Here is a 24907-nt window from a genome sequence, read left to right on the forward strand (position 1 = left end):
GAGGTTCTGGGAACTGCAGTTCGGCTGTGTAGTCCACTCCGCATCGGAGGTCCTCTTCCCGTGGCCCGTCGGCCTCCACCGGGTCTGCATGGCTCGCCTGGTGGGCTGGACTCAGCCCGACGGTGCGCTGGTCGAACCGCACCTTGCGCTTTGGGTGCATCTCCAGATGATCACGCCTCATCGATGTCGTTCGGCCAGGCGGACCCGACGTCTACATAACCGAGCTCCTGTTGTGGAGCCGTGCCCTGCCGGATGTGTGCGCCACGGCGAGGGTGTCCGCCGAGGGCACCGCCCGGTCGACCCACGGCACGGTGTGGGCCTCCGCCGAGTTGCAGGAGACCCTGCACGACGGCGCCGAGCGCGGCGGATCGTCCTGTGCCGTGAGCCGGGCGCGACCGGGCACCGGCTTCCCCGTCCAGCCCGACGGCTTCCTGATCGCCGGGCTGCCCGGGGTCGAGCGTGAGTTCGCCAGGACCAAGCACGTCGACCTGCCGGGGACGGCCCGGGCACGGTCGTCTGCGACTCCTTCACCGGTGAGCGTGCCGGCGACCTGGGGATGGACCTTGCCGGGCTGCTCAGCGCCCACGGCTGAGTGCGCCCCTGTGCCAGGTCCGGCCGACCGTAGGCCGGCACCCCATGGCACAGGGGGCGAGAGCCCGCTACGCCGGTAAGGAACTCCGCCGTGTGGGGGTTCGAGACCTCGACCTCCCCCACCGCTCGACCTGCGTCGGTCCAGGCGGCGCATCCCAACTGACTCCCTGGGGAGGGCTCTTGTAGGCGTACGAGGGCGAAGACTGTTTCATGCTCGTCGGGACAGACGGCCGGGCCGAGCGGCGCTTGCAGGCCCCACGCCCTCCGGCGCCGGTCTGAGAAGCCACCGCCGGGCATCGGGGATCGGACCGGGGCGCCCATGCGATGCTCACGTCATGACTGATCAACCCGAGGTTGCCATCGCCCGCTGGCCAGGTCAGGCCCCTTCAGCCCAGGATGGTCCGGCAGATCTGCTGGCGGCCTACCATCTGCAGACGCAGGCCGAGAAGGGTGAGGCCGTCACCGGTGTCGACGGGTTGCCGGATCGCTACCGGGCAGAGATCACGGATCCGCAGACCGTGTTCGTAGACGATGTCGTGCTGCTGGCGTTGAGCGGGCGCACCGCGGTGGGCTGCCTGGTGGTGACCGACTCCGGTGACGGACGGTCCGAGGTCAAGAGGCTCTGGACGGACCCGGCGTTCCGGGGGCAGGGCATCGCGTCCAGACTGGTCGGCGCCGCGCTCGTTCATGCCGCGGAAAGCGGCGTCAGCGCGGTGCGGCTCTCGGTGTGGAAGTGGCGGACGGGCGCGATCTCCCTGTACGAGCGGCTCGGATTCACCGTCACCGAGTCGTGGGACGAGCGGGACCAACTGGTTTGCATGGAACGAGCCGTGTGAGTGTCACAGCCATTCATTGATGGCTGCCTCGTGGTCCACCGGGGGACAGTGCTGGGCGGAGCGCGCGGCGTGGGCTGCTCCGCCTACGGCGGCGGTGTGTGGCCGGGGTATCGGCTGGACGGGGCTGTGCAGGCGGACTCGGCCTTTGAGGAGAGTGTGATGTGACGGAGGCGCCAGGTGGTGATGTCGTTCCTCCAGCGCTCGTGGTGGCGACGACGCACCAGGTGGTCGGCAGGGTTCGGTGCGGTGGTCGTTGAGCGTGGCCGGCTGGCGGTAGGTCCCGCCAGAAGGCACCGGCCATGGCGCTGGCAGTCGATGACCACGCTCATGAGCAGGCGCCTGGCCGGACGGCGTTGACGCACCGCACGGCCTTGTCGTTCACACTCCCGGTACGGCAGGGGCTCCTACCTACCGGGCGACAGGCGATGCTCGGGGCGGTCAGCGTGCTGTCCCCTGCCGCCGCTTGCGGTAGTTGGCCACCTTGTGCCGGTTCCCGCACTCGGTCATGCCGCACCAGCGGCGGTTGGCGGACCGCGACAGGTCCACGAACAGCCGGGTGCAGTCCTCGTTGAGGCATTCCCGCACGCGAGTGAAGTCGGTGCCGCCCAGAAGTTCCACCGCGTCCCGTGCCACCGCGCCGAGCGCCTCGTCGATGCCTCCGGTACGTCTCAGGCGACCGTCCTCGTCGAGTTGGAGCCTCGGCAGCGGCAGCCGGGCCGCCTCGTTCACCTCGGCGAGGGCTTCCCGCACCTCGCTGTCCGCGGGCGGTGTCAGGGGCCATGCGCCAACCAGTTCGTACACCGCTTCCCTGAGACGGCACATTCTCGACAGGGCGCGTGCGTCCAGAAGGTCGGGCGCGTCGAGCAGTCCGGCCTGGAGGATCCAGCGTCGCAGGTCGTCGGGGGAACGCAGCAGTTCGGTGCGTCGGCTTCGTCGCCAGAGCAGTGTGCCCGCGAGGTCCAGGCAGAGCCTTCCGCTGACGAAGACGAAATCATCCACGCGGCCATGGTGCCAGGTGGCGTCCGACACCGACGTCACCCCTCCCGCCCGCCCAGTGCGTCGACGACCCGGCCCAGGATCTCGTCCAGCACCTGCTGCGAGGTGGCGAAGTTCAGCCGCACGAACCCCTCGGCGTCCGGACCGAAGGGCACGCCGCCGTCGAGCAGGACCCGGCCGTCCCTGAGGACCTTCTCCACCGGCGGTTCGTCCAGGCCGAGCGGCCGTGTGTCCAGCCATGCCAGGTACGTGGCCTCGGGCAGGTGGTGGCGGATCAGCGGGAGCCGGTCGCGTACCACGTCGCGGACGCGCCGACGATTGCGGTCCAGCACGGTCAGGAGATCGCGCTGCCAGTCGTCGCCGTGCTCCCATGCGGCCAGGGTGGCGACGACACCGAGGGGTGAGACGGTGCCGTACAGGTCGGGCGGTTGTGCGTCCCGCAGCGCGAGGAGGCGGTCCGGGCCGTAGTGCGTGACGGCGCAGCGGATGGCCGCCAGGTTGAACGCCTTGGTCGCGGAGGTCAGGGTCACGGTGCGGCGCGCGGCGTCGTCGGACAGGCTCGCGAAGGGGATGTGCCGGTGGGGGGCGTAGGTCAGCTCGGCGTGGATCTCGTCGCTGATGACGAGCAGATCGTGTCGTCGCGCGATGGCCGCGATCTCGCCGAGTTCGTCGGGCGTCAGCACCCGGCCGGTGGGGTTGTGGGGGTTGACCAGGACGAGTGCCTTGCAGTTGGACCGCTTCACCGCGGTGTCCAGGGCGGCGAAGTCCATCCGCCAGCCGTCGTCGGTGTCGTTCATCGGGATGGGCACGATCCGGCGGTTCATCGTCCGCAACGTCGCCAGGAACGGTGGGTAGTTGGGAATGTGCACCGCCACCGCGTCCCCGTCCGAGGTCGCGAGGTGAAGGACGAGTTGCAGGCACTGGATGAGGTCGGTCTGCTCGCGCACGCGGTGGGCCGACGCGGCCCATCCGTGGCGCTCGGCCATCCGCTTGGCGAAGGCAGAGCGCAGCGGGCTGCCGTCCGGCCAGTCCGGGTAACCGAGGTCATGGCGGTCGACGGCCTCGTGCAGCGCGGCCACCACCGGCGGCGGGGTGGGGAAGTCCATGTCGGCCACCCATGCCGGCAGGACGTCTCGCTCCGGGCGGTGCCATTTCACGCTGCCGCGAAGGCGCAGCCGGTCGAGCTCGAGGTCGTCGAAGCCGGGGATCCCCGGAGTGGTTGCGGGCCTCATGCCGGGGCCCCCGCTCGCAGCAGGTCGCGGGTGATCTGCACCTGCCCGTGATGCTGGGCCAGTTCCTCCAGTACGTGAAGCTGGACGCCCTGCACGCTCAGGGGACGGTCCGGTCCCTCGGAGTCGTCAGAGGGTGTGTTGCGCGGCGGTTGCGACGGCAGCACCTCGCGGAGGTCTGCTTGCAGGCGGTCGAAGAGCGCGTCGACCTGCGTCCGCAGATGCTGCACGTCCCCCTTCGCCGTGAACTCGGACGCACGGTCGCGGTCGATGCGGCGCCCCGCGATCACGTGGCCCAGCCAGTAGTCGGCCACGGCAACGCAGTGGTACGCGATGGCGTACGGGGAGTTGGCGCCGGGCAGGTGCGGCGCCGTGTTGCCCAGGTCATCACCCAGTTCTTCCAGCGCGCCGAGCATGCCGTCGAAGGCTCGGCGAAGAAAGTACAGGTACTCGTCGTGCTCGTGCACAGCGCCTCCTATCGCTCAGGAATCCAGCATCTGCAGAGAAATGACACCTGTCAAGATGGTGTCTCCCCGACAGATCAATGTGCCTTATGCGCCGTAAATTGAGGGTTCTAGGGTGAAAGTCGAGCTGACGAGGCACCTATGTAACCATGTTGAGCGGTGTCTCCGAGTCGCGGACTTCTCCATCGGCGGCGACCCCGTTCCCGTCTCGCTGCCGCGTCCGTGCGCGCTGCCACGTGCGCGAGCCGCTCGCCGGGGTGCCACCGCGACCAGTCGGCGGTGGGCAGGCCTTCGAGCACGAGCCCTGGTCGCGCTCATTCCGATCGTCTTCGCGGCCGACGCGGAACTCGCTGTGCGGATCCGCCGCTACCGATCCGACGTCCACGCCAGGTTCGCCACCACCGACGTCGACTCCGTGTGAGCCTGGGCACGTGGCCCCGTCGCGTGGTGTGAAGGCGGACAAGGCGCCCGAGCAAGGCGCGACAGTCGGCCGTCAGACGCCTCGGGCGAGTGTCCCGGGCGGGGTGACGCAGCGGCCGAACTCTCCCGACCGACCTCGCCCCGCGATACCGGCTGACGACAGCCACCCGCTCCCGCTGCGGACACAGAACCGCAGCCCGCGCAGGAGCAGGAGCCCGAGCCGGAATCAGTTCAGCGGCTCGGTTCAGCAGTTGCGGGCGTGCCGACCGTGCCGTACGCCGTTACGCCCCGGCCGCCTCGATGAACTGGCGCACGGCGGTGCGCGGGTCGCCCGAGCGGACCAGCGCCTCGCCGACCAGGACCACGTCGGCTCCCCAAGCGCGGTACTCCGCGACGTCCTCGGGGCCGGCCACTCCCGATTCCGCGACCCTGACCGTGCCTTCCGGAATGGTCGTCACCAGGTCGGCGAACACTTTGCGATCCACGTCCAGCGTGGTCAGGTCCCGCGCGTTGATGCCGAGGAGTTCGGCTCCTGCTGCAGCGGCACGCCGAACCTCCTCGGCGGTGTGTGCCTCCACGAGCGGTGTGAGACCCAGCTCCTTGCACAACCCCATCATGTCGGCGAGTTGGCCGTCGTCGAGTGACACAACCATGAGGAGTGCGAGGTCGGCGCCGTGTGCGCGGGCTTCCCACAGCTGGTAGGGGTCGACGATGAAGTCCTTGCGCAGAACGGGAACGTCGACCCGGGCACGCACGGCGTCCAGATCGGCAAGCGAGCCGCCGAAACGCCTGCGCTCGGTCAGCACGCTGATCGCGGCGGCACCGCCGGCTGCGTACTGGGCCGCGAGGGAGGCAGGGTCGGGGATGTCTGCCAGCGCACCCTTGCTGGGGCTCTTTCGCTTCACCTCGGCGATGATGGACACCCCGGGCGCCCGGAAAGCAGGCAGCGGGTCGAGCGCGGGTTCCGCGTCCGCCACCCGCGACCGCAGCTCAGCCAGCGGCGTCGCGCGCTTGCGCTCCTCCAGATCTTCGCGAACTCCCGCGAGGATGCCGTCAAGAACGCTCATCGTTTCTCCCTGTGTCGATTGATCTTCTCCAAGTCGTGCTCAGAGAACAGTCTCACTCGGATCGATCATGGTGTCCGCACGGGCCGGCCGTGGGGCGCAGAAGTTGAACTTCTCGCGGTTGACGCTCGCCCTCCTGAAGGAGGGAGGTTCTTACGGCTCGCGCCGTGAGACTTCCTGCTTCGTCGCCGACTGCCCGCCCGGAGTTCTCCGTTGAGGTCTTACACCAGCTCCACAGGCCGACACCGCCCGTCCGGCGGCCAGCAGGTTCCGTGCGGCGTTCACGTCCCGGTCGTGAGTCGTGCCGCACTCGCACGTCCAGGTGCGCACGTGCAGCGGCATCTTGTCGGCCAAGGTGCCACAGACGGAGCACTACTTGGAGGAGGGGAACAACCGGTCCACCGCGATCACTTCCCTCCCGTACCAGGCCGCCTTGTACTCCAGAAGGCTGCGGAACTGCGCCCATGCCGCGTCACTGATGGCGCGGGCGAGTTTCCGGTTCTTGACCATGTTGCGCACGGTCAGGTCCTCGATCACGATCGTTTGGTTCTCACGAACGAGTCGGGTGGTCAGCTTGTGCAGGCCGTCACGCCTGCGGTCGGCGATCCGGGCGTGGATCTTCGCGACCCTGGCGCGGGCCTTGCGCCGATTGGCCCCCTCCCCCTTGGCCTTGCGGGCAAGGTCCCGCTGGGACCTGGCCAAACGGGTACGGTCACGGCGCTCGTGCCGGGGGTTGGCGACTTTCTCTCCGGTGGAAAGGGTCAGCAGGTGGTCCAGTCCGACATCGACACCGACCGCCGCGTCCGTGGCCGCCAGCGGCCTGACCGTCGCATCCTCGCACAGCATCGAGACGAACCAGCGCCCGGCGCCGTCCTGCGACACGGTCACGGTGGACGGCTTCGCCCCCTCGGGCAGCGGACGCGACCACACGATGTCGAGGGGGCCGGACATCTTCGCCAAGGTCAGCCTGCCGTCCCTGAACCGGAAGCCGGAGGTGGTGTATTCGGCGAACTTCCGGGACTTCTTGCGCGACTTGAAGCGCGGGTACTTGGCGCGCTTCCCGAAGAAGTGCGTGAACGCGGTCTGCAAGTGCCGTAAGCACTGCTGCAGCGGCACCGACGACACATCATTGAGGAACGCCAGTTCCTCGGTCTTCTTCCACGCCGTCAGCATCGCCGAGGTGGCGTTGTAGTTGACCTGTTCCTGACGCGCCCACGCCTGCGTCCGGGCCGCGAGCGCCATGTTGTAGACCTTCCGCACGCACCCGAACGTGCGCGACAGCTCGGCCGCCTGCGCGTCGGTCGGGTAGAAGCGGTACTTGAAAGCCCGCTTCACGCACGTTGTGGTCACGCTCACAAACTAGTGAGGCCATACGTAGAGACCAAACCTGCCGGACAGAGCACTGCGATCCGCCCTGCCGGCGAATCGCAGCCCCCTGCCCTGCTCCGCAGGAGTCCGTTTCCTCTCCGCCCTGAAGGACGGAGTATCCACGGAGGAAACCCGATGAAGCGCCCAACGTGTTCAGCCGATACCGCCGTGCGGGCGGCTCAGGCCAGACCGAACCGCTCGGCGTGGACTTGCCGCTGGGGAACCTGCAGCGTGCGCAGGGAGCTGAGCACGGCCGCGGTCATCGCAGGCGGGCCGCAGACGTACACGTCGCGTTCGGTCATGTCGGGAACCAGGGCATGGAGACTGTCCGGCTCGAACGGAGAACTCCCCTCTGCCGTGCGCCCGGTGAGCAGGTGCAGCTTGCCACCGCGGGCGGCGATCAGGTCTCGTACCTCATCGGCCAGCACGGCTTCGTTCTCGCTGCGCACACGGTAGAGCACGACGACATCACCGGACGGCTCCTCCTCCAGCAGGGCTCGAACCGGTGTGATTCCCACTCCTCCGGCGATCAGCAGCACGCCGGGCCGCGTTCGGTGCAACGAGGTGAAAGCCCCGTACGGCCCCTCGACGAACGCCCGGCTCCCGACCTGGAGGTGCCGCAGACCTGCACTGGCACTGCCGACCGCCTTGGCGGTCAGACGCAACGTACGGCCGTCGGGTGCCGCCGACAGCGAGAACGGGTTCGCGAGCCACCAGCGGTTGTGCCCGGGGAACCGCCAGATGCAGAACTGACCGGCCCGCGCGGGCAGCCTGTCGAGGTGGCGGCCGGTCACATGCACCGACACCACGTCGTCCGACTCCGGCACCACCGCCGCGACCTCGAACCGGTGATAGGCGTTGCGCCACAGGGGCATGATGATCCGCCCCGTGACCAGGGCACCGAACGCGAACAGCCACAGGGTCCACCAGTAGATCTTCGCGAACGCGGAAGAGCTGAAGGTCGTGGTCTCCTGCAGTTGATGGACGAACGCCAGCCCCAACGCCACGTACAGCAGCAGGTGCAGGCCGTGCCAGATCTCGTATCTCAGCCGCTGCCTCACATACCGGGCGGAGACCGCGGCGACCACGACGACGATCGCCGCGGCGCACATTCCGAGCAGGGAGGCGGGCACTCCGGCCAGCGAGAAGAACGTCTTCGTCATCGACGTGTCACCGAGCCTCGCGAAGCCCAGCACGATGAGCACGGCGTGGGTGAGGATGGCCCAGAGCAAGGTGAAGCCGACCCACCGGTGCCACACGGTCATCCGGTCCATGCCGATACGCCGGTCGAGCCACGGCAGTCGGGCCACCAGCAGCAGCTGGAACAGCATCTGCACGGCGGCGTGCAGGCCGAAGAACTTGGCGACGGTGAGCACCCCGTTCTGGCCGGTCCCGGCGGTGAGGAACAAGACCTCGACGATCACCAAGTTGAGGATGACAAACGTCCACAGCGCCCGCCGCGCCGCAACCACCGGAGGTATGGTGCTCCGCCGCACCTGCGAAATCGTTGCCTCCACCGCTTCCCCTCTTGTCCCTGTGACGCACTTGCGCCATGCACGCAGGTATGGAGGACCCGGGGTCCTCACCCGGCGGCCGTCCCGGCCGCCGTCGCTGGGTACGCTGAGCGATTAACGGCTTAACCACAAGCCATCACAGGGCTGTTGAGGTACACATGACGAGCTCGCGTGTGTGGCGGCGTCCCACACTCGGCGCCGTGGCCGCACGAGCCGGGGTTTCCACCGCCACGGTGTCGAACGCGCTCAACGGCACCGGCCGGCTCTCCGAGCAGACCAGGCAACGCGTGCTCGCCGCGGCCCGCGAACTCGGATACGCCCCGGCCAGTACGGCCCGCGCCCTGGCCCGCGGCAGCACCGGGATCCTCGGTCTGACCATGACGACGTTCGGCGACCTGCCCGTCCCGTACACAGAGATCCCGTACTACGCGCAGCTGGCGCTGGGCGCCATGGCGGCGGCCCACGAACGCGGCTACCTGCTCACGGTGATGCCGAGTTCGATGTCCCCGTGGATGTGGCTCAACACGCCGATGGACGGCGTCATCCACGTCGGACCGCGTGCCGAGGACCCGGTGCGTGCCATTCTGCGCGAACGTGGCATACCGATGATCAGTGAAGGCCGCCCGCCCGAGGTCAGTTGGCGCGACGCCTGGGTGGAGGCCGACCACGGAGCGGGTCTTCGTCTGCTGCTCGACCACCTTGTGCAGTCCGGCGCCAGGCGGGTCGCGCTCTCCCTGCCCGTTCATGACGACGCGTACCCGCATCTGATCGCGGACGCCTACCGGTCCTGGTGCGACGAACACGCAGCGCCCGTCCTCGTGGAGGAATTCGCCTCACTGCCCGACTACTTCACGACCGAACAGAACGCGGTCAGCCGGCTGCTCCGTCACGATCCACGGCCCGACGCCGTCATCGGCGTCTACTCCGACTCCGGCCACAACATCCTCGCCGCCGCCCGGCAGTTCGGTCTGCGGGTGCCGCGAGACCTGCTGGTCGCGTGTGTCAGCGAGGATCCCGACTACGCGACGACCACTCCGCCCCTCACCACCGTCAGCCTCTGTCCGGACCAAGTGGGCGCCGAGGCAGTCGATTTGCTGATCGCTGTCATCAACGCCCGTAGCGGCGTGGCCCGGTGCAGACTCGTCGAACCGATGTTGAACCCGCGCCGCTCCACACGGTATCCGGCGCGGTAATACATGGGATGTCAACAGAGAGAATGAGCCGACACGCAGCTCTTCCATGCCACATATCCCAGATTTCTGAGCATTCATGGGATGTCCCGGTCGGGATCGTGGTAGCCATACGGGTGCGCTTTTCACTCGCAGAAGGGACGCTGCATGAAAAGATCCTGGTTACTCCCGCTGATCGCACTTGTCGCTGTCGCACTCGGGTTGACGGCGGCAGGCGTGGCCCCCGCCTCCGCCGCCTCCAACACGCCCTTGCGGCTCATGCCGTTGGGCGACTCGATCACCTGGGGCGTGGGCAGCAGTACGGGCAACGGCTATCGCGGGCCGTTGTGGAACGAGCTCGCCGCTGACGGCCACCCACTCGACTTCGTGGGCACGGGGCGGAACGGTTCGATGTCCGACCCCGACAACGAAGGCCACTCCGGATACCGCATCGACCAGATCGCCGCACTCGCCGATGCCTCGCTGACCCGCTACCGGCCCAACGTCGTGACGCTGCACATCGGTACCAACGACCTCCAAGGGGCCTCCGAGGTCAACACCGCCATCTCACGGCTGAGGTCGCTGGTCAACCAGATCACCGCCGACGTGCCCGACGCAACCGTCCTCGTCGCCTCCCTGGTCGTGTCGACCAGCAGCTCGGAGGAACAGTTCCGGGGCACGTACAACCAGGCCACCCGGCAGATCGTCAGCGACGCCCAGGCCGCGGGCAAACACGTCGCATTCGTCGACATGAGCAGCCTCACCACGGCCGACCTGGCCGACCCGCTGCACCCCAACGACTCGGGCTACCAGAAGATGGCCGACGCCTTCCACCGCGGCATCCAGTCCGCGGACGGCGCCGGCTGGCTGAGGAACCCCGCACCTGCCCCTGCGCGCGTGCAGTCCGGCATCGCGGGCAAGTGCCTGGACGTCAACGGCGCCAACACCGCTGACGGGACCGCCGTACAGATCTGGAGCTGCGGCGACAGCGCCAACCAGCTCTGGTCCGCCTACACCGACGGCACCCTGCGCTCCTTGGGCAAGTGCCTCGACGCCGCCGGCGGGGCCACCGCCAACGGCACCAAGGTGCAGCTCTGGACCTGCCACGGCGGTGCCAACCAGATCTGGCAGCCCTACAACGGCGGCTACCGCAACCCCGCCTCCGGCCGCTGCCTGGACGTTCCGGGCTTCTCCAGCACCGACGGCACACAGCTCCAGCTGTGGGACTGCAACGGCGGCTCCAACCAGAAGTGGACCACTCTGACCGCCGGATGACCCCCGCTCCCGGGATCCGGGCCGTGTCAGGGCTCAGATCCCGGGAGAACATCGGTGGCGGGCACCGCCCGGTGTGCGGACCGACATGGTCGAGGTCAGCACTCGGGTCGCCCCCGCTGAGGTTGTTCATCCACCGAGCGGGTCATGCCGTCAAACGCCGGAGGGACGTGGTCTGGCGCTTCGTGCTGTGTGGAGTGCGTCAGCGGTGTCCATGGAGCGTGGGTGGCGGAGCCCGGTGTCGATCTTGTCACGGCGCGGAGCCGTGCTGAGCGGGATGCTCGAGAGCATCCGCCAGCCCCTCCAGATACGACCGGGCGGGAACGTACGTCTCGCGCGTCCACCACCACAGCAGTCCCGTCAGGGCGTCTCGATACGTGACGTACAGCGTGTCGTGCGCACTGGACGAGAACACCGGGATCCACTCCCGCTGCCACATGGTCACGTCGCCCTACCAGGCGCCCCACCGCGTACCTCCGTGTCGACCTCCGCTTGCACCGCCATCTGCGAGGTAATGGCCCACCACCCGGCTCAGCCCTCATCCGAACCGCCCTCCAGACAGCCTTCGCCAACGTCGCGCGAGTACTACCTCAATCCGGTGACGGCGGTTCAGGACTGCCGCCCGCCAAACGTGCCACGCCAGCCCTGTGGAGCAGGCTCACGAGTTGGCCGGGGCCGGCTCGGCAGGAGAGGGGGGTGCGGAGAAGCGGCGCAGGTCTGCCGTCGTGGCGCCCACCACGGCCACTGCCCCGAGGCAGAGCAGGCCACCGCTGACGAGTGCTGCTGCTCCGGACGTGACATCCGCGACGATGCCGCCGCGCATATTGCCCATGTCCGGCCCGGCCTGCCCGACGATCTGTTCGGCTGCGCTGACGCGGCCGAGTAGTTCGTGGGGGGTGTGCGTCTGGACGACGGTGCTCCGGGAGACGACGGAGACGGTGTCGGCGGCGCCGGCGATGACGAGGAAGGCCAAACCGACCCATGGATCGGGTGACATGCCGAACAGCGTCAACGCTCCGCCCCAGGTGGCGGATCCGCCGAGCATGACCAGGCCGGGGCGCGGGAGACGGATGAAGGTTCCCGAGAAGAGTGACGCTGCAACGCCGCCGACGGCTATGGCCGTGAGGAACAGGCCGAGGGTGCGTGGGTTGCCGCCGAACCGTTCTGCGTTGATCAAGGGGAACAGGCTGACGGGCATCGACAGCACGGTGGCGGCCAGGTCTGTGAGCAGGGCTGCGCGAATGACAGGGGTGCGTCCCAAGAAGGCCAGGCCGTCCAGTACTCCCCGCAGACCGGGCCGTGCCGGCTCGTCTCCGGGGTCTATCTGCGGCAAGCCGAAGGCGCCGTAGAACGCGGCGACGAACGTCAAGGTGTCGATCAGGTAGCAGACGCTGACTCCCAGTCCGCCGACGATCAATCCGGCGAGCGTGGGGCCGAGCAGCATGGCGCTCTGGAAGGCGATGCGTCTCAACGCCAGCCCTGCTGCCAGTTGGTGCTTGGGCAGCAGATGCGGAATGAGGGTGCGCGAGGCCGGGCCGCCGCCTGCGCCGAAGCAGGACTGGAGCGCGACCAGCCCCAGGACGCCGGAGGCAGAAGCGTGCCCGAGGAAGCCCTGAAGCGCGAGGAGAAGCGAACACACGGCTTGTCCGCTGCTCGTGAGCAGATAGAACTTCCGGCGGTCCACTCGGTCGACGAGCGAGCCGGCGAACAGTCCGAGCGCGACGATCGGAATTGCCTGCGCCAGCCCGACGGCGCCGGTCCAGGCGGGGCTCTTCGTCAGCTGCCAGACCTGGAACATGACGGCGACGAGCGTCATCTGACCGCCGAAACCGGACAGGGTCTGGCCGAGCCACAACCGCCGGAACGGTGGTGACGACCGTAACGGACTCACGTCGATCAGCGTGCGTTTCAGCCCCATGCGGGATCCTCGGCCAGTTTCTCGGCGATCCGGTCGTGGAAGCTCTTACTCTGCAGAGCCCGCTCGATATCGGTGACCACCTGGGAGAGCGGGTAGGGAATCTCGGCTTCCAGGTCAGCGACGGCAGCCTCGGTGGCCCGCCATTCCGCTGCCAGGCGGTCCACAACGCGCCGGGCCTTGTCGGTGAGCGTCACCTGCCTGGTGCGTGCATCGTCGCCCACGACGGTCTGGACCCAGCCTGCCGTACGCATCGCTGCGACCTTCTGGCTGAGTGCCGAGTGCGTGCGCTGCACCGACTCGGCCAGTTCCGCGATGGTCATGGGTCCGCAAGCGTGCAGCCGGAGCAACTCCATGACGAAGCTGGGCTTAAGCCCCTCGATCTGCTGCTCGGAGTAGATCCGGGCGATGTCGGCGTCCATGGACGCCTGGAGCAACCGTACGGGCCGCCAGACGCTTTGCTGCGTCGGGTCGAGCGCATGGGTGTCGGCCATGCGGCACACCATAGCCGCATTTATATAAGTGCTGTTACGTCTTTGTACTGTCTGCGCAACGCAAGCTCGTCGACGTCTCCTCTCGCCCGCTGGTGCCACAGGCACCGGCTCGCCGCCGTCCTGGCCTGGGTGGGCCTGCTGATCGCGAGGCCGCAGCCGGCCATCGAGCCCGGGACGGCTTGGCAGCGGCCGCGCAAGATGCTGCCGCCTCGGCCCGCGCGCCTGCCGTTCCGACAGCTATGGCCAGCAGTTGTGGGGTGTTCAGTGCGGTGCGGACAGCCATTGGTTGAGCCACCCGAATGCCGCGGGGTACTCCGCCGACCAGGTGTTGTAGTTGTGCCCGCCGCTGGGCAGCACCAGGGTGCGGACCTCCACCGGGGTGGCCCTGGCGGTCGCCTGGAACGACTCGATGTACGACAGCGGACTGAGCCGGTCCTGCCGCGAGGTCGCCAGGAAGAGCCTGACGTGGGCCTTGGTGTGCCGCACCAGGTACATCGGGCTGTTGAGCCTGCGCACGGCCGGGTCCGGCAGGACAGACGCGTCGCCGGTCAGCGGATCGGGGTCAAGAGCGGCGCCCGCCCCGAAGACCTTCGGGAACTGCAGGGGCAGTTTGGCGGCGCAGAACCCGCCGGTCGAGAAACCCATCAGGCCCCAGGCCCGCGGGCCCGGCAGCGTGCGGAATTTGTGGCTGACGAGGTCCGGAACGTCGGCCGCCATCCAGGTCGCCACCTTGCGGTTGCGCAGGTCGCTGCAGTCGGTGTCCACGCTGCCCGGGTTGACCACCGGCATCACGAGGATGAAGGGGTGCACCTTGTTCTGCTTGAGCAGATCCTCGAAGGCGCCCGGCATACCGCCGTGCTCCAGCCAGGACTCGGGCGATCCCGGGACACCGTGGAGCAGCATGATGACCGGGAACCGCTTTTTCGCGTAGGCGGCCTCGTCGTACTGCGGCGGCGTCCACACGAGCACCTCACCGGACAGCGCGGATCGTCGGCCGTGGAAATACGTGTCCAGTACGCCGCCCTTGGTGCTCTTGCTGAACTTCGCCCGGTGGACCGGAGGCCCGGGCATCGCGACCGCGTTGGTGTTCGTGTTGCCGAGCAGGTCGTCCCAGGACGCGTACAGGCCGTAGCTGTTGTTGATCCAGGTGGCCACGACGCTGATGGCCGTGAGCTGACACAGGCCGATCATGACGGCGTGCACAAGCCAGCGCAGCGCTCTGGGCCCGCGCACCTTCGGCCACAGCGCAATCGCGCCGACCATCATCACGACCGTCGCGACGATGAGGACAGCGAAGAATGACGTGCTGGTCAGAGACACAACCACCTCCCGTTACCACCTTGCCCACAACCCATTGAGCAAGAGGGATCTTCACGATCAACGGTTCCTTCCCATCACGCGGCGATCGGTGACCGCAGTCGCCGTCAGTCCGGCGGCCTGGCCAGCTCCTTGGACGCGTCGCGGGGATGGCAGGCCCCAGGCGGGAGTTGTGCCCGCGGCGAGCGTCATCGGCAGGGACCAGGTGACGGTGGTCCGGCTGCGGGTCTGGAGGTTCCTCGGCAGTCGGCGCAGCGGGCTCGTGACGGCCGCCACTGTCCGTGCGGTCGGCACGGCTGCCCGGTTCTCAGGCCGGGACCGCCCCCACCGCGCGGGACAACGGCATCGGCAGAGCGACGCTCTCCAGCAGCCCCAGGTACCGACGTCGTCCGGCCCCGCGAGCCTGCCGATCGCGACCGTGACGGTCGGCAATCCGCCGGCGACGAGCGCGGCCTACCTGTGTGGCGGAGCCTCGGAGTAGTGGCGAGTCCCGGCGGATTCGGCCAAAGGGCCGGTGTCCGGCCGGCACAACCGGCCGTGCGGCCGAGACAGCCGGTCGCCGCGCCCCGATGGTGGACGGCAAGTACACGTCGAACACCGCATCCCTCGGGGAGACCGCCCGATGAGCACCTGCTCCTCAGTCCTGACCGGCACCGGTCAGCTCTCACAGCAGAAGGCAGACGACTACCGGTGTCTCGCGTTCCTGACGTGCGCGGGGTTCCGTCCTGATCGGGCGGCCATCTCAGCGCAGTTGCTCGGCCAGTCCGACGATGATGCCCTCCGGACCGCGGACGTAGCAGAGCAGATAGCTGTCCTCGAAACGGGCGATCTCGCCGACGAGTTCGGCGCCATGAGGGCGCAGGCGGGCCACGGTGTCCTCGATGTCGTCGACGGCGAACATGACGCGGTGCGTGCCCACGATGTTGTGCGGTCGATTGCGCGGCCCGGCGCTGATCGCTGCGGGGCTGTGGTATTTCGCCAGCTCGAGCCGGCTGTGACCGTCCGGGGTGCGGAGCATCGCGATGTCGCAGCGGACGCCGTCGAGTCCTGTGCACTGGTCGGCGACGGGCCCCTTGATCTCCGCCCTGCCCTCCAACTCCATACCGAGCTCCACGAAGAACGCGATGGCGGCATCCATGTCCTCGACGACGATGCCGACGTTGTCCATCCGCTGAATCGCCATGCTGTTTTCTCCTTCTTCCTCGGGCGCCCGGTGGTGGCCGCTGATATCCCTGGGACGAAGCCGATGACACGTTCTCGACATCCGCAGACTGCCGAACTCATAGCCGCTGGAGAAGGTCAACGAGGCAGTGAAGAACCACCTTCTCCACCACGGCGGCTGCCTCTGGGTCTTCTCGGCGATCAGCGCCTCACCGGGCGCCAAGGCCCCGCGCCAAGGCCCTCTATCCGTGGCACCACGGGAAACAACACGCTGCTTCTCTACGAGCCCTCAGGCGCCCGCCCCTCTCCGCTCCGCCCACGGGCCGCGCAGTTCAATGCAGACCGCCCACGCCACCGACACCATCGGCACCGCCACGACCGCGCCGACCACTCCGGCCAGGACGCCGCCGGCAATCACCGAGAGGGCCACCACCACCGGATGCAGCCGCACCGCCCAGCTCATCACCAACGGATGCAGCACATGGCCCTCGATCTGGCCCACGACGACGATCAGCGCCAGCACCACGATCGCGATGACCGGGCCGCGCGACGCCAGGGCCACCACCGTGGCCACCCCCAACGCAATCGGTGACCCCACCAGCGGGACGAACGCGGCAAAGAACTCCAGCAACGTCAGGGGCAGCGCCAACGGCACCCGCAGGACGAACAGGGCGATACCGACCAGCACCGCATTGGTGGCCGCCACAATCACGATGCCCCGCGTGTACCCGGCAAAGGTCCGCCACGCCGCACCACCCGCACGGCCGAACGCATCCCGAGCCCGCCGCGGCAGTCCGCCCTGAAACCAGGACCACAAGCGGTCACCGGAATGAATGAAGAACACCGAACAAAAGAGCGCAAGCGCCCCAACCGTCAGCACCTCGACCAGCCGCCCGGCTCCGCTCACCGCACCGCTGACCAGAGCCGAACGATGCTCGGACACAAAAGAACCCACCTTGCCCTGAAGATCCGACATCACGGTGGGATTCACATGGAAAGGAGCCCCCTGCAGCCACCGCTCGATGCGCCCCACTCCCCCGCCGAACTCCCGCCCCAGCCGGTCCCACTCACTCGCCACCAGTTCACCCACGAGCGCCAGCAGCCCAAGGACCGCCATCAGGCTGCCCACGACACCCACCACCACCGCCGGCACCCTCGGCAGCCACCGCGCCAGCAGATCCACGAGCGGGCGCAGGACTGACGTCACCACCAGAGCAAGAAACAGCGCCACAGCCACCAGCTGCAAACGCCCCAACATCACAAAGCCCGCATACGCGACCACCCCCACCACCAACAGCCGCCACCCATACGCAGCCGCCACCCTCAGCCCCCGGCCCACCACCACACCCTCGCCGGCCCCCTGGCCTGCCGTCCGCGCCCTGCGGGCACGCGCCACCGACCCCACCCCCCGCGCCGGCCGACTCCCGAGCACCACAAACCGCAACCGGCCCCGGCCGCGACGGCCGCCACCACCGCCATCCGGATACCGACGCGACCAGCGCACGGCACCACCCACCCGCACATCACCACCTCACCTCGCCAAAAGCACGCAGCCATGTGTCCCCCCGGCGGCCACCTTCTCAATCGCCGGTGCTCTCACGGACCAGCCCGGACGGGGTGGGAGCCGCCGCCGCTGCGAGGCGATGCGGCAAAGCGGGAGGCGGTGCCGTGGCGCGGCACCGCAGCAGAACGTTCGGCAAATGTGCCTCGGCGAGCATGTCGTCGTGACTCGGACCGGACACGGCAAGGTCATGACACCGCGGTCAGTCGGTACGGGGCACCCATGGCAGCAGCCGGCGGTTCAGAGATCGGTCCCTGACCTCACCCGGCGCGCCGTCCGACACGCAGGACGCTCAGATAGCGGCGTGGTGCCCGGTCCCCCATCCGCGTGCGGATGCGCTCGGCGACAGCGTCCAGCAGGGGCTCACGGACCTCCCGGTCGAGCTTGCGGTACAGCGACAGCGAGCGAAGGAGGTCGGCGAAGCCGTCCCCGGTCAACCACTGAACCGTCGGATACCAGCGCACCATGGTCGGGCCGAACAGTTCTCCGGGATCCTCGACCAGGCCCCACCCCTCGTCGGTGGCTCGCACGTCGTTCTCCAGCGGCGGATGTCCCCAGTCGGGGTTCCCCGGAGAGAACCGGTCGTGCAGATCGGCGGTCTCGGCATACACCTCCGGCTCTCCCGGCCGTCGGACCACGACGTGGCCCAGCAGCGCCATCCAGCCTCCGGGCGAGACCACCTCGTGCGCCCGCCGCCAGCCGACCGACGGATCGACCCAGTGCCACGACGACGCAGCGACCAGGGCGTCGAAGCGTCGGCCACGGTCGTCCCACTCCTCGAACCGCGAGGTCTCCACCTCGACATCGGGAAACGAGGCGACCCGGCGGCGAGCGAGTGCGGCCAGTTCTGCGCCCGGCTCGACGGCGGTCACCGAGCAGCCCAGCGCTGCCAGCGATCGCGTGGCCTGACCGCTGCCGCAGCCCACCTCCAGCACCGACGACCTCTCATCCATGCCGGTGATGGCGACCAGGTCCGCGAACAACTCGTCCGGGTATCCCGGCCGGACCCGGTCGTAGAGCTCCGCCACCTCGTTGAACACCCGGCCGAGGCCGTAGGGATCCGGACGCGTCTTCGGGTCATCAGTCACGAGCGCACAACGTAGGAGGTCCGCCCTGCAAGACGCCACCGGTTTACCTCCAGCCGCAGAGACGCAGCCGCCGGTCGCTGAGTAAGGATCGGTGCACAGGCGGTCGGGGGTGCGGCTGCTCGGAACGTTGGCGCTGCCGAGTCGTTGAGCACCAGGCACGGTTGCCAGTCTGCTCCTGTCTCGCGTACGCCTGGCGTAACCCGGCCGACCGGGTGGGGTCCCGTCGGTTCTACGCTGAAGCCGGTCCGTCTTGGCGGTGCCCCCGGTGCCACCGTGACGGCCCTGGTAGGCCCGCGCCCACGCGATGCCGTCAGCCGAGGACATCGCCGTGGGCCGACTCGACCGTGGAATGTGTGAGATCCGAACAGTGAAAGGATTGCCGTGGTGACGGCGAGAACCCGTGACATCGAGAAGGCAGCCGGTGTGCTGCGCGCCGGAGGGCTCGTGGCCTTCCCGACCGAGACGGTCTACGGTCTGGGCGCCAACGCCGAGGACTCCGCCGCCGTCGCGCGCATCTTCCAGGTCAAGGGGCGCCCGCCCTCTCACCCGCTGATCGTCCACCTCGCCGACGCTCAGCACCTGGACGACTGGGTCCAGGCCGTGCCCGCGACCGCCCGCCTGCTGGCCGAACACTTCTGGCCGGGGCCTCTCACGCTGGTTCTGCGTCGTGGTCCCAGGGTGCCCCTCGAAGCGACCGGTGGCCTCGAGACGGTGGCCGTGCGCGTGCCCGACCACCCCGTCGCACTCGCGCTGCTGTCAGCCTTCGGCGGCGGTGTCACGGCCCCGTCCGCCAATCGCTTCGGCCAGGTCAGCCCCACCGCGGCGCCCCACGTTCGGGCGGAGCTCGGGGATGCTGTCGACTTCGTGCTGGACGGCGGCCCCTGCGAGGTCGGCGTCGAGTCGACCATCGTGGACGCCACCGGCGAGATCCCGAGCATCCTGCGGCCCGGCGGGGTGACCCGCGAGGACCTCGAATCGGTGCTGGGGCACCCGCTGGCGGTTCACTCGTCGAGCAGCGTCCGGGTGCCGGGCCAGCACCCGTCCCACTATGCGCCGCGTGCGCGGGTCGTCCTCGTCGAGCCCGAGAAGGTCGTCGCCGAGGCGGAGATGGCGCAGGAGCTGGGGCACCAGGTCGGGGTCTTCCTTCCTCCCTCCATCGCCGACACTCCGGTCAAGGCGCACGCCGTCGTAGCCCTCCCGGCCTCGACGGCCGCCTACGCCCGCGGCTTGTACGGGTTCCTGCGCGACCTCGACCAGCGGGGATGCGACCTCATCGTCGCCTCCTTGCCGGTGGAGGAGGGGATGGGACTGGCGATCGCCAACCGTCTGCGCCGCGCGGCGGGGCCCCGCACCACCGCGTGAACAGGACAGACGCCCGTTGGCCATGGCCGTGCCCGCCCTGAGCGAAGGGTCCCGACCAGGCTCGCCAATGATCATTGGCGCCTGCCGGGGTTCAGGATGCGGTGGGGACGGCCGCCGTCTCCAATCCGCGGGCCGCGACGAGCTGCGCGCTGCCGTCAGCCAGGCGGTAGCACAGGCCCACGACGGCGGCCTGGCCGGCGGCGACCTTCTCGGCCAGCACCCGGGAGCGGTCCAGCAGCAGGTCGACGGTGTGCCTTATGTGCTCCGCGAGGATCTCCTCCGGCTCCACCCGTCCGGCGGCCCGCGCCGCCAGGACGCTGGGGGTCACCCGCTCCACGACATCACGGACGTACCCGGCCGGTGTCATACCGTCCTCCAGCGCGGCGCACGCCGCACCCACCGCACCGCAGGAGTCGTGACCGAGCACCACCACCAGCGGGCAGCCCAGTACGTCCACGCCGTATTCGATGCTGCCCAGCACCTCCGCACCCGCGACGTGACCTGCGGTGCGCACCACGAACAGGTCGCCCAGGCCACGGTCGAAGATGATCTCGGCGGCCAGCCGGGAGTCGGAACACCCGAACAGCACGGCGAAGGGCTGCTGGGACGGGGCGATCTCGGCTCGGCGGGTGGCGTCCTGGTTCGGGTGCTCGGGTGCACCGGCGACGAAGCGCTGGTTACCGGCCAGCAGCAGCTCGAAGGCGTCGCGGGGTGTCGGCGTCTTGGTCTCGGTCATGACCGCAGCCTACGATCCGGCACCACTGATCGCGCCACGCGGTCCCACCCCGGTTGACAGGGCGGGCCAAGTGGCCGCCTGCTCCCAGCGGCCGCTGCCGCGTGCGGCGAGTCGGTCGCGCCGGTCCTGGTCGGCCATGTCGGTCAGGCATACCGCGATCCGGTTCAGCGAGGGGCCGAGGGCGCGTGGCGGCCAGGACTTCACCCAGCGGTGAGTTGCCGGTCAGCAGCAGGTCCAAGCCACGGTCCTGCTACTCCAGTGCGCGGCGCACCCCAGCGACCGAGCTGACAGCAGCAACCTGCCTGGATTCAGAGCGATTTTCGACCGCCAGGCAACCCGGGTCAGCTTTTCAACCTTTTCACAGATGGCACACAAGCACCTCCTTCCGTGCCTGCCAGACGTGCACGACTCGTCCCGACCAGACGCAGAAAGAGCACTCATGACCAGACACCACCCCATCGCCTTACGGCGTTCGGCGATCATCGCCGCCGCCGCCCTCACCGTCGGCGCCGCCGGAGCCCTCGCCGCGCCCGGAGCGGGAGCAGCGACACCGACGGGTACGCCGAAGCTCCAACTGATCGCCGCCTCCCCCTCGGTGACCGTCAATCGCTACGAGGGCGAGCCTGGGATCTACCTGGACCTCGGCACCTACATCACAGTCGACGGGGGCCCGCTCGAGATGCGGGTGACACGCAAGTCCTACAACGACCCCGTCGTCGCAACACAGGTGATCCACTCCGGCGGCCGAACGGTGACCAAGACCCTGCCGGCAGGCCTGGTGAAGGACTTCTCGGGCCTCCCCGACTTCCTGAAGGTCAGCATCAGCGACGCTTCGGGCGCGAAGGTGGCCGACACCGCTCAGTCGTTCTGCCCGAACAACCGGGCGGGCCGGGTACGGCCGGACGCCCCGGCCACCTCGAAGTACCCCACCGGATGCTCCGACAACCCGTTCGCGCTCGGCGGGGTGTGGGGTGTCGAGAAGGGCTGGGCGGCGGCCACGTCTCCGGGCTTCCGCGGGAACAACCCCATCGACCTGCCTGCCGGCGTGTACACCGCGAAGGTGTCGGTGGCGAAGAAGTACCGCGACCTGTTCGGAATGGCGGACAAGACCGTGACCGTCAAGATGACGGTCCGCCAGAACTCCGGCGGGGGCCAGGGCCTGGCCGGCGTGAAGCACGGGCAGAAGAACGCGTCGAAGAACCTGAAGCCGGCCGCGAAACGTCCGGTCGGCACGGCGAGCGTTCCCGCCGATGTACCCAAGCCCGACCTGCGTGCCCTCCCCGCGTACGGCATCGCCATCACCGACGGCGGCGACGGCGGAGTCGGTGCCGCCCCCGGCAAGGACTACCTCGCCTTCAGTGCCACCGTATGGAACGGTGGTCCCTCGCCGCTGGTCGTGGACGGCTTCCGCAAGCCCGGCGCGGAGAAGATGGACGCGTACCAGTACTTCTACGACGCCAAGGGCAAGCAGGTCGGGTACACGCCCACCGGCACCATGGAGTGGGACCCGCGGGAGGGCCACCAGCACTGGCACTTCAGCGACTTCGCCAGCTACCGGCTGCTCGGCGCGGACAAGAGAGAGATCGTCCGCAGCGGCAAGGAGGCGTTCTGCCTGGCCAACACCGACGCCATCGACTACACGGTCAAGAACGCCAACTGGCACCCGTACAACACCGACCTCGCCACCGCCTGCGGTGAGGAGACTGCCGTCTCGGTGCGCGAGGTGCTGGACGTCGGCAACGGCGACACCTACAGCCAGTACCGGCCCGGTCAGTCCTTCGACGTCTCGGACCTGCCGAACGGCACGTACTACATCCAGGTCATCGCCAACCCCGACAACCGGCTCAAGGAGCAGAGCACGGCCAACAACGTCACGTACCGCAAGGTCATCCTCGGCGGCACGCCGGGTGCCCGCACGGTGACGGTGCCGAAGTACGGCCTCATCGACGCTCCCTGACCACCGGCGGGCGGAGGCACGCGCCTCCGCCCGCTCGGCAGCGACCCCGAGCGGGCAGGCAGCCGGGCGCCATCGTGTGCTCGACGCTGAGAGGCAATACGTCGGACGGCGATTCCCGGCGGGCTGCCACATGAACGGGTCACCTGAAAAGCGTTCGCCGCCCGTCGTACGGCGGGGCTAGCCTCGCTGATCATGGGAGCACGAGCGCAGTACGTGGTGGTCGAGAACGGCGCCTGGCAGCGGTACTACTCGCACTGGGCCGCCGGCCGGGTGGTCGAGGACCTGCTGCCCGGTCCGGCCGCGGCGACACGCTGCTTCCGCGCCAACCGGGAGATCGACGAGTGGCTCGACGACGTGTGGTGCGAGGGCGCCGCACTCGTCGACCACGACCGCCGGATCCTGTGGTGGTTCGCCTTCGCCGACAGCTGGGCCGACCACATCGCCGCCCGGGCCGTACTGGCCCGGACATGGCCCGGCTGGGACGTCCGCTTCGCGCACGACGGCATGGGTGATCTGACCCACCACCTGGGCCTCGGCAGAGACCTGACCCGTGAACCGGGCTGGTTCGAGACCTTCGAGCCGACCGGGTTCGCGGCCACCGAATACACCGAGCCCTGCTCCGTCGTCTCTCTGCGCCTGCCCGACGGAAGCGTGCGCGCCTGGGGCAGCGACTGGGAGCCCGTCGAGCACCTCGCCGGCGGACCCGGCCTCATCGACCTGGCCGCCGCGTGCCCGCCCACCCCCACACTCACCGACATGCCCTACGGCGGCGTCCACTTCGACCCGCGGACCCGCACCGTCTCGCTGTGGGCCGTGCAGAACGTGGCCGGTATCCACAACTGGCCGTTGCCGGGCTGGGAGAACTGGGCCCTGGACTTCCGCGGCGACGACCACACCCGGCAAGCCGCGCTGCTCCCCGCGGACTTCCCCTTCCCTCAGCCCCCGCTCGCGGCCGCGCTGCGCAGACTCGGCGCCGGCCTCAGCACCCCACCGCCCGACAACGGCGCGCTCCTTGCCCGCGCCGCGGGTGCGCCTGGTCCGGAGGGCACCGTCCCCGTGGTGAACCCGGCCGCGCTGGTACCGCACGAACCGGCCGATCCCACCGCGGCCGAACTGGCCGCGGTGCACACGGCGCTCGATGCACTGGTCGCAGGAGCGGAGGCTGACTGACCTCAGTCCTCATGGGCTGCCCCTGGGCCCCACCGGACGGCACCGCAACCATCTCTGGCCGACCAGACGGGGCGGTGATTCCCAAGCACCGTATTTCACGGGGGACTTCCCTCTTGCCCTGTAGCAGGGTGCGGGCGGGCCAGGGCTTCCACGGCTGCCGCGACCGCACGGGGGCTGGAGATCATGGTCAGGTGGCGGGCTCGGGGGATGAGGGTGGGCGGCGGGGCACCGATACGCCGCGCAGTCTGCTGCGGGGTCTGCCTGCTGAATACATCGTCCTCGGCGCCGAACACCACCGACTTGGGGATGCCGACGGCCGCGAGCCGCGCCACCTGGCTCGCGGGGAGGCCGGGCACACCCTCGCCGAGCATGCTCCACAGTGCGGCCTCAGCGCCCTGCACCCGCAGCGGCCGACGCCACTGATCCAGTCCGGCGGCGTCGAGAGGTGGGCAGGCCGGCCCGCACTGGGCGTCGTAGAAGGAGCGGATCAGCCAGTCGGCGCCGAGTCCAAGGCGCAACAGGCTGGTGCGATAGGGGTCGATCAGCAGGTATTTGAGGGCCGGTGGCGGGCCGGCGCCGGTGTCCAGGGCATCCCCGTCGAGCAGCATCACGCTCCCGATCCGCCCAGGAGCGCGCAGTGCTGCCTCCGCCACGACTGCGGCTCCGCTGGAATGGCCCACCAGCAGGGGGCGCTGCCCCGGCCCACCGAGGTGCATGGCGCTGAGGAAGCCGAGCAGCTGCTCTGTGAAGTGGCTGACGGTATACGGTCCGCGGCGTTCGCTGTAGCCGTCTCCGGTCAGGTCCAGCGCGTAGACCCGATGATCGCGCGCGAGCAGCGGTGCCAGTCGTGACCAGGTGTCCACCTGCTCGAAGGCGCCGTGGACGAGGACAACCGGCGAACCAGTCGTGCCCCAGGTCTGGTAACGGGTACGGACATCGGCCGCCTGAACGTATCGCAGCCCTCCCGGAGGCGCGGCACGTCGTGCGGTGAAGGCGTTGTAGGCGAACGAGGCCGTGGTGACGACTGCGAGCAGTACGGCGCAGCCGAGCGCCAAGCGTCTCAACCACCTCCTGAGCCGCGGCCGGCGCGCCGCGGGCGTGCGCTGCACGGCGTCGGAATCCGGCGGCGCGGGCTCGGTCCGCCCGGCCAGAGAGTCGGCATCCACGCGAGTTCCCATTCTGTCTTCAGGCCGGCAATCCCGACGGCCGGCACGGTCATGGAC

Annotated in this window: 19 protein-coding genes and 2 pseudogenes; 6 read left to right on the plus strand and 15 right to left on the minus strand. The window is 69.1% G+C overall.

Annotation, left to right across the window (positions count from 1 at the left end; translation table 11 throughout):
• Positions 1–926: 926 nt before the first annotated feature.
• Positions 927–1427, plus strand: coding sequence for a GNAT family N-acetyltransferase (locus ACFY1E_RS26465; RefSeq protein WP_389079980.1), 501 nt, complete (start codon positions 927–929; stop codon positions 1425–1427).
• Between the two features lie 438 nt (positions 1428–1865).
• Here ACFY1E_RS26465 and ACFY1E_RS26470 read toward each other — a convergent pair whose 3' ends face one another.
• From ACFY1E_RS26470 to ACFY1E_RS26495, 6 genes and pseudogenes are all read right to left on the minus strand, one after another.
• The gene (locus tag ACFY1E_RS26470) at positions 1866–2426 is read right to left on the minus strand and encodes a CGNR zinc finger domain-containing protein (RefSeq protein WP_389079981.1); all 561 of its coding nucleotides are present in this window, start codon (positions 2424–2426) and stop codon (positions 1866–1868) included.
• Positions 2427–2461: 35 nt separating this feature from the next.
• On the minus strand, positions 2462–3655 hold the full coding sequence (locus ACFY1E_RS26475; RefSeq protein ID WP_389079982.1) for a MalY/PatB family protein: 1194 nt from the start codon (positions 3653–3655) through the stop codon (positions 2462–2464).
• Positions 3652–4119, minus strand: coding sequence for a DinB family protein (locus tag ACFY1E_RS26480; RefSeq protein WP_389079983.1), 468 nt, complete (start codon positions 4117–4119; stop codon positions 3652–3654). Before ACFY1E_RS26480 ends, ACFY1E_RS26475 begins: the two co-directional genes overlap by 4 nt.
• Positions 4120–4780: 661 nt before the next feature.
• A pseudogene (gene trpC / locus ACFY1E_RS26485) lies at positions 4781–5603 on the minus strand (indole-3-glycerol phosphate synthase TrpC).
• A 150-nt stretch (positions 5604–5753) separates the two neighbouring features.
• A pseudogene (locus ACFY1E_RS26490) lies at positions 5754–6956 on the minus strand (RNA-guided endonuclease InsQ/TnpB family protein).
• 191 nt (positions 6957–7147) lie between these two features.
• The gene (locus ACFY1E_RS26495) at positions 7148–8440 is read right to left on the minus strand and encodes a ferric reductase-like transmembrane domain-containing protein (protein WP_389079985.1); all 1293 of its coding nucleotides are present in this window, start codon (positions 8438–8440) and stop codon (positions 7148–7150) included.
• Between the two features lie 242 nt (positions 8441–8682).
• Between ACFY1E_RS26495 and ACFY1E_RS26500 the strand changes: the two genes are divergently transcribed.
• Together ACFY1E_RS26500 and ACFY1E_RS26505 are read left to right on the plus strand one after the other, a co-directional pair.
• Positions 8683–9675, plus strand: a complete 993-nt coding sequence (locus ACFY1E_RS26500) for a LacI family DNA-binding transcriptional regulator (RefSeq protein WP_389079986.1) — start codon at positions 8683–8685, stop codon at positions 9673–9675.
• Positions 9676–9819: 144 nt separating this feature from the next.
• A complete protein-coding gene (locus ACFY1E_RS26505; RefSeq protein ID WP_389079988.1) occupies positions 9820–10926 on the plus strand; it encodes a ricin-type beta-trefoil lectin domain protein in 1107 nt (368 codons plus the stop codon).
• A gap of 247 nt (positions 10927–11173) precedes the next feature.
• Here ACFY1E_RS26505 and ACFY1E_RS26510 read toward each other — a convergent pair whose 3' ends face one another.
• The 7 genes from ACFY1E_RS26510 to ACFY1E_RS26540 all read right to left on the minus strand — a co-directional run bounded on the left by ACFY1E_RS26510 (position 11174) and on the right by ACFY1E_RS26540 (position 18459).
• The gene (locus ACFY1E_RS26510; protein ID WP_389079989.1) at positions 11174–11368 is read right to left on the minus strand and encodes a hypothetical protein; all 195 of its coding nucleotides are present in this window, start codon (positions 11366–11368) and stop codon (positions 11174–11176) included.
• A gap of 213 nt (positions 11369–11581) precedes the next feature.
• Positions 11582–12841, minus strand: coding sequence for an MFS transporter (locus ACFY1E_RS26515; RefSeq protein WP_389079991.1), 1260 nt, complete (start codon positions 12839–12841; stop codon positions 11582–11584).
• Positions 12832–13332 carry a MarR family winged helix-turn-helix transcriptional regulator gene (locus ACFY1E_RS26520; protein ID WP_389079992.1) on the minus strand — a complete coding sequence of 167 codons (501 nt, stop codon included), beginning with the start codon at positions 13330–13332 and terminating at the stop codon, positions 12832–12834. The genes ACFY1E_RS26515 and ACFY1E_RS26520 overlap by 10 nt, the downstream gene beginning before the upstream one ends.
• A gap of 261 nt (positions 13333–13593) precedes the next feature.
• Positions 13594–14652 carry an alpha/beta hydrolase gene (locus tag ACFY1E_RS26525; RefSeq protein WP_389079994.1) on the minus strand — a complete coding sequence of 353 codons (1059 nt, stop codon included), beginning with the start codon at positions 14650–14652 and terminating at the stop codon, positions 13594–13596.
• 739 nt (positions 14653–15391) lie between these two features.
• The gene (locus ACFY1E_RS26530) at positions 15392–15832 is read right to left on the minus strand and encodes a VOC family protein (RefSeq protein ID WP_389079995.1); all 441 of its coding nucleotides are present in this window, start codon (positions 15830–15832) and stop codon (positions 15392–15394) included.
• 267 nt (positions 15833–16099) lie between these two features.
• The gene (locus tag ACFY1E_RS26535; RefSeq protein WP_389080190.1) at positions 16100–17254 is read right to left on the minus strand and encodes an AI-2E family transporter; all 1155 of its coding nucleotides are present in this window, start codon (positions 17252–17254) and stop codon (positions 16100–16102) included.
• Between the two features lie 377 nt (positions 17255–17631).
• Positions 17632–18459, minus strand: coding sequence for a methyltransferase domain-containing protein (locus tag ACFY1E_RS26540; protein WP_389079997.1), 828 nt, complete (start codon positions 18457–18459; stop codon positions 17632–17634).
• Positions 18460–18843: 384 nt separating this feature from the next.
• On the opposite strand from ACFY1E_RS26540, the gene ACFY1E_RS26545 reads away from it, so the two are divergent.
• A complete protein-coding gene (locus ACFY1E_RS26545) occupies positions 18844–19821 on the plus strand; it encodes an L-threonylcarbamoyladenylate synthase (RefSeq protein ID WP_389079998.1) in 978 nt (325 codons plus the stop codon).
• 91 nt (positions 19822–19912) lie between these two features.
• Here ACFY1E_RS26545 and ACFY1E_RS26550 read toward each other — a convergent pair whose 3' ends face one another.
• On the minus strand, positions 19913–20557 hold the full coding sequence (locus ACFY1E_RS26550) for a carbonic anhydrase (RefSeq protein ID WP_389080000.1): 645 nt from the start codon (positions 20555–20557) through the stop codon (positions 19913–19915).
• Between the two features lie 439 nt (positions 20558–20996).
• Here ACFY1E_RS26550 and ACFY1E_RS26555 point away from each other — a divergent pair, with 439 nt between their 5' ends.
• Both ACFY1E_RS26555 and ACFY1E_RS26560 read left to right on the plus strand, forming a co-directional pair.
• A complete protein-coding gene (locus tag ACFY1E_RS26555) occupies positions 20997–22514 on the plus strand; it encodes a lysyl oxidase family protein (RefSeq protein WP_389080001.1) in 1518 nt (505 codons plus the stop codon).
• A 192-nt stretch (positions 22515–22706) separates the two neighbouring features.
• Positions 22707–23684, plus strand: a complete 978-nt coding sequence (locus ACFY1E_RS26560; protein WP_389080002.1) for a hypothetical protein — start codon at positions 22707–22709, stop codon at positions 23682–23684.
• Between the two features lie 95 nt (positions 23685–23779).
• Here the strand turns inward: ACFY1E_RS26560 and ACFY1E_RS26565 are convergent, their stop codons facing one another.
• Complete coding sequence (locus ACFY1E_RS26565) at positions 23780–24748, minus strand: alpha/beta fold hydrolase (RefSeq protein WP_389080003.1); 969 nt, start codon at positions 24746–24748, stop codon at positions 23780–23782.
• Positions 24749–24907: the final 159 nt, after the last annotated feature.

It is taken from the genome of Streptomyces sp. NPDC001604, assembly GCF_042893475.1.
GTDB lineage: Bacteria > Actinomycetota > Actinomycetes > Streptomycetales > Streptomycetaceae > Streptomyces.

Excerpts from the sequence above, each read along its gene's own strand:
- ACFY1E_RS26465 (WP_389079980.1), top strand. The coding sequence starts at position 927 with ATGACTGATCAACCCGAGGTTGCCATCGCCCGCTGGCCAGGTCAGGCC.
- ACFY1E_RS26475 (WP_389079982.1), bottom strand. The coding sequence starts at position 3,655 with ATGAGGCCCGCAACCACTCCGGGGATCCCCGGCTTCGACGACCTCGAG.
- ACFY1E_RS26505 (WP_389079988.1), top strand. The coding sequence starts at position 9,820 with ATGAAAAGATCCTGGTTACTCCCGCTGATCGCACTTGTCGCTGTCGCA.
- ACFY1E_RS26515 (WP_389079991.1), bottom strand. The coding sequence starts at position 12,841 with ATGGGGCTGAAACGCACGCTGATCGACGTGAGTCCGTTACGGTCGTCA.
- ACFY1E_RS26520 (WP_389079992.1), bottom strand. The coding sequence starts at position 13,332 with ATGGCCGACACCCATGCGCTCGACCCGACGCAGCAAAGCGTCTGGCGG.
- ACFY1E_RS26530 (WP_389079995.1), bottom strand. The coding sequence starts at position 15,832 with ATGGCGATTCAGCGGATGGACAACGTCGGCATCGTCGTCGAGGACATG.
- ACFY1E_RS26550 (WP_389080000.1), bottom strand. The coding sequence starts at position 20,557 with ATGACCGAGACCAAGACGCCGACACCCCGCGACGCCTTCGAGCTGCTG.
- ACFY1E_RS26555 (WP_389080001.1), top strand. The coding sequence starts at position 20,997 with ATGACCAGACACCACCCCATCGCCTTACGGCGTTCGGCGATCATCGCC.
- ACFY1E_RS26560 (WP_389080002.1), top strand. The coding sequence starts at position 22,707 with ATGGGAGCACGAGCGCAGTACGTGGTGGTCGAGAACGGCGCCTGGCAG.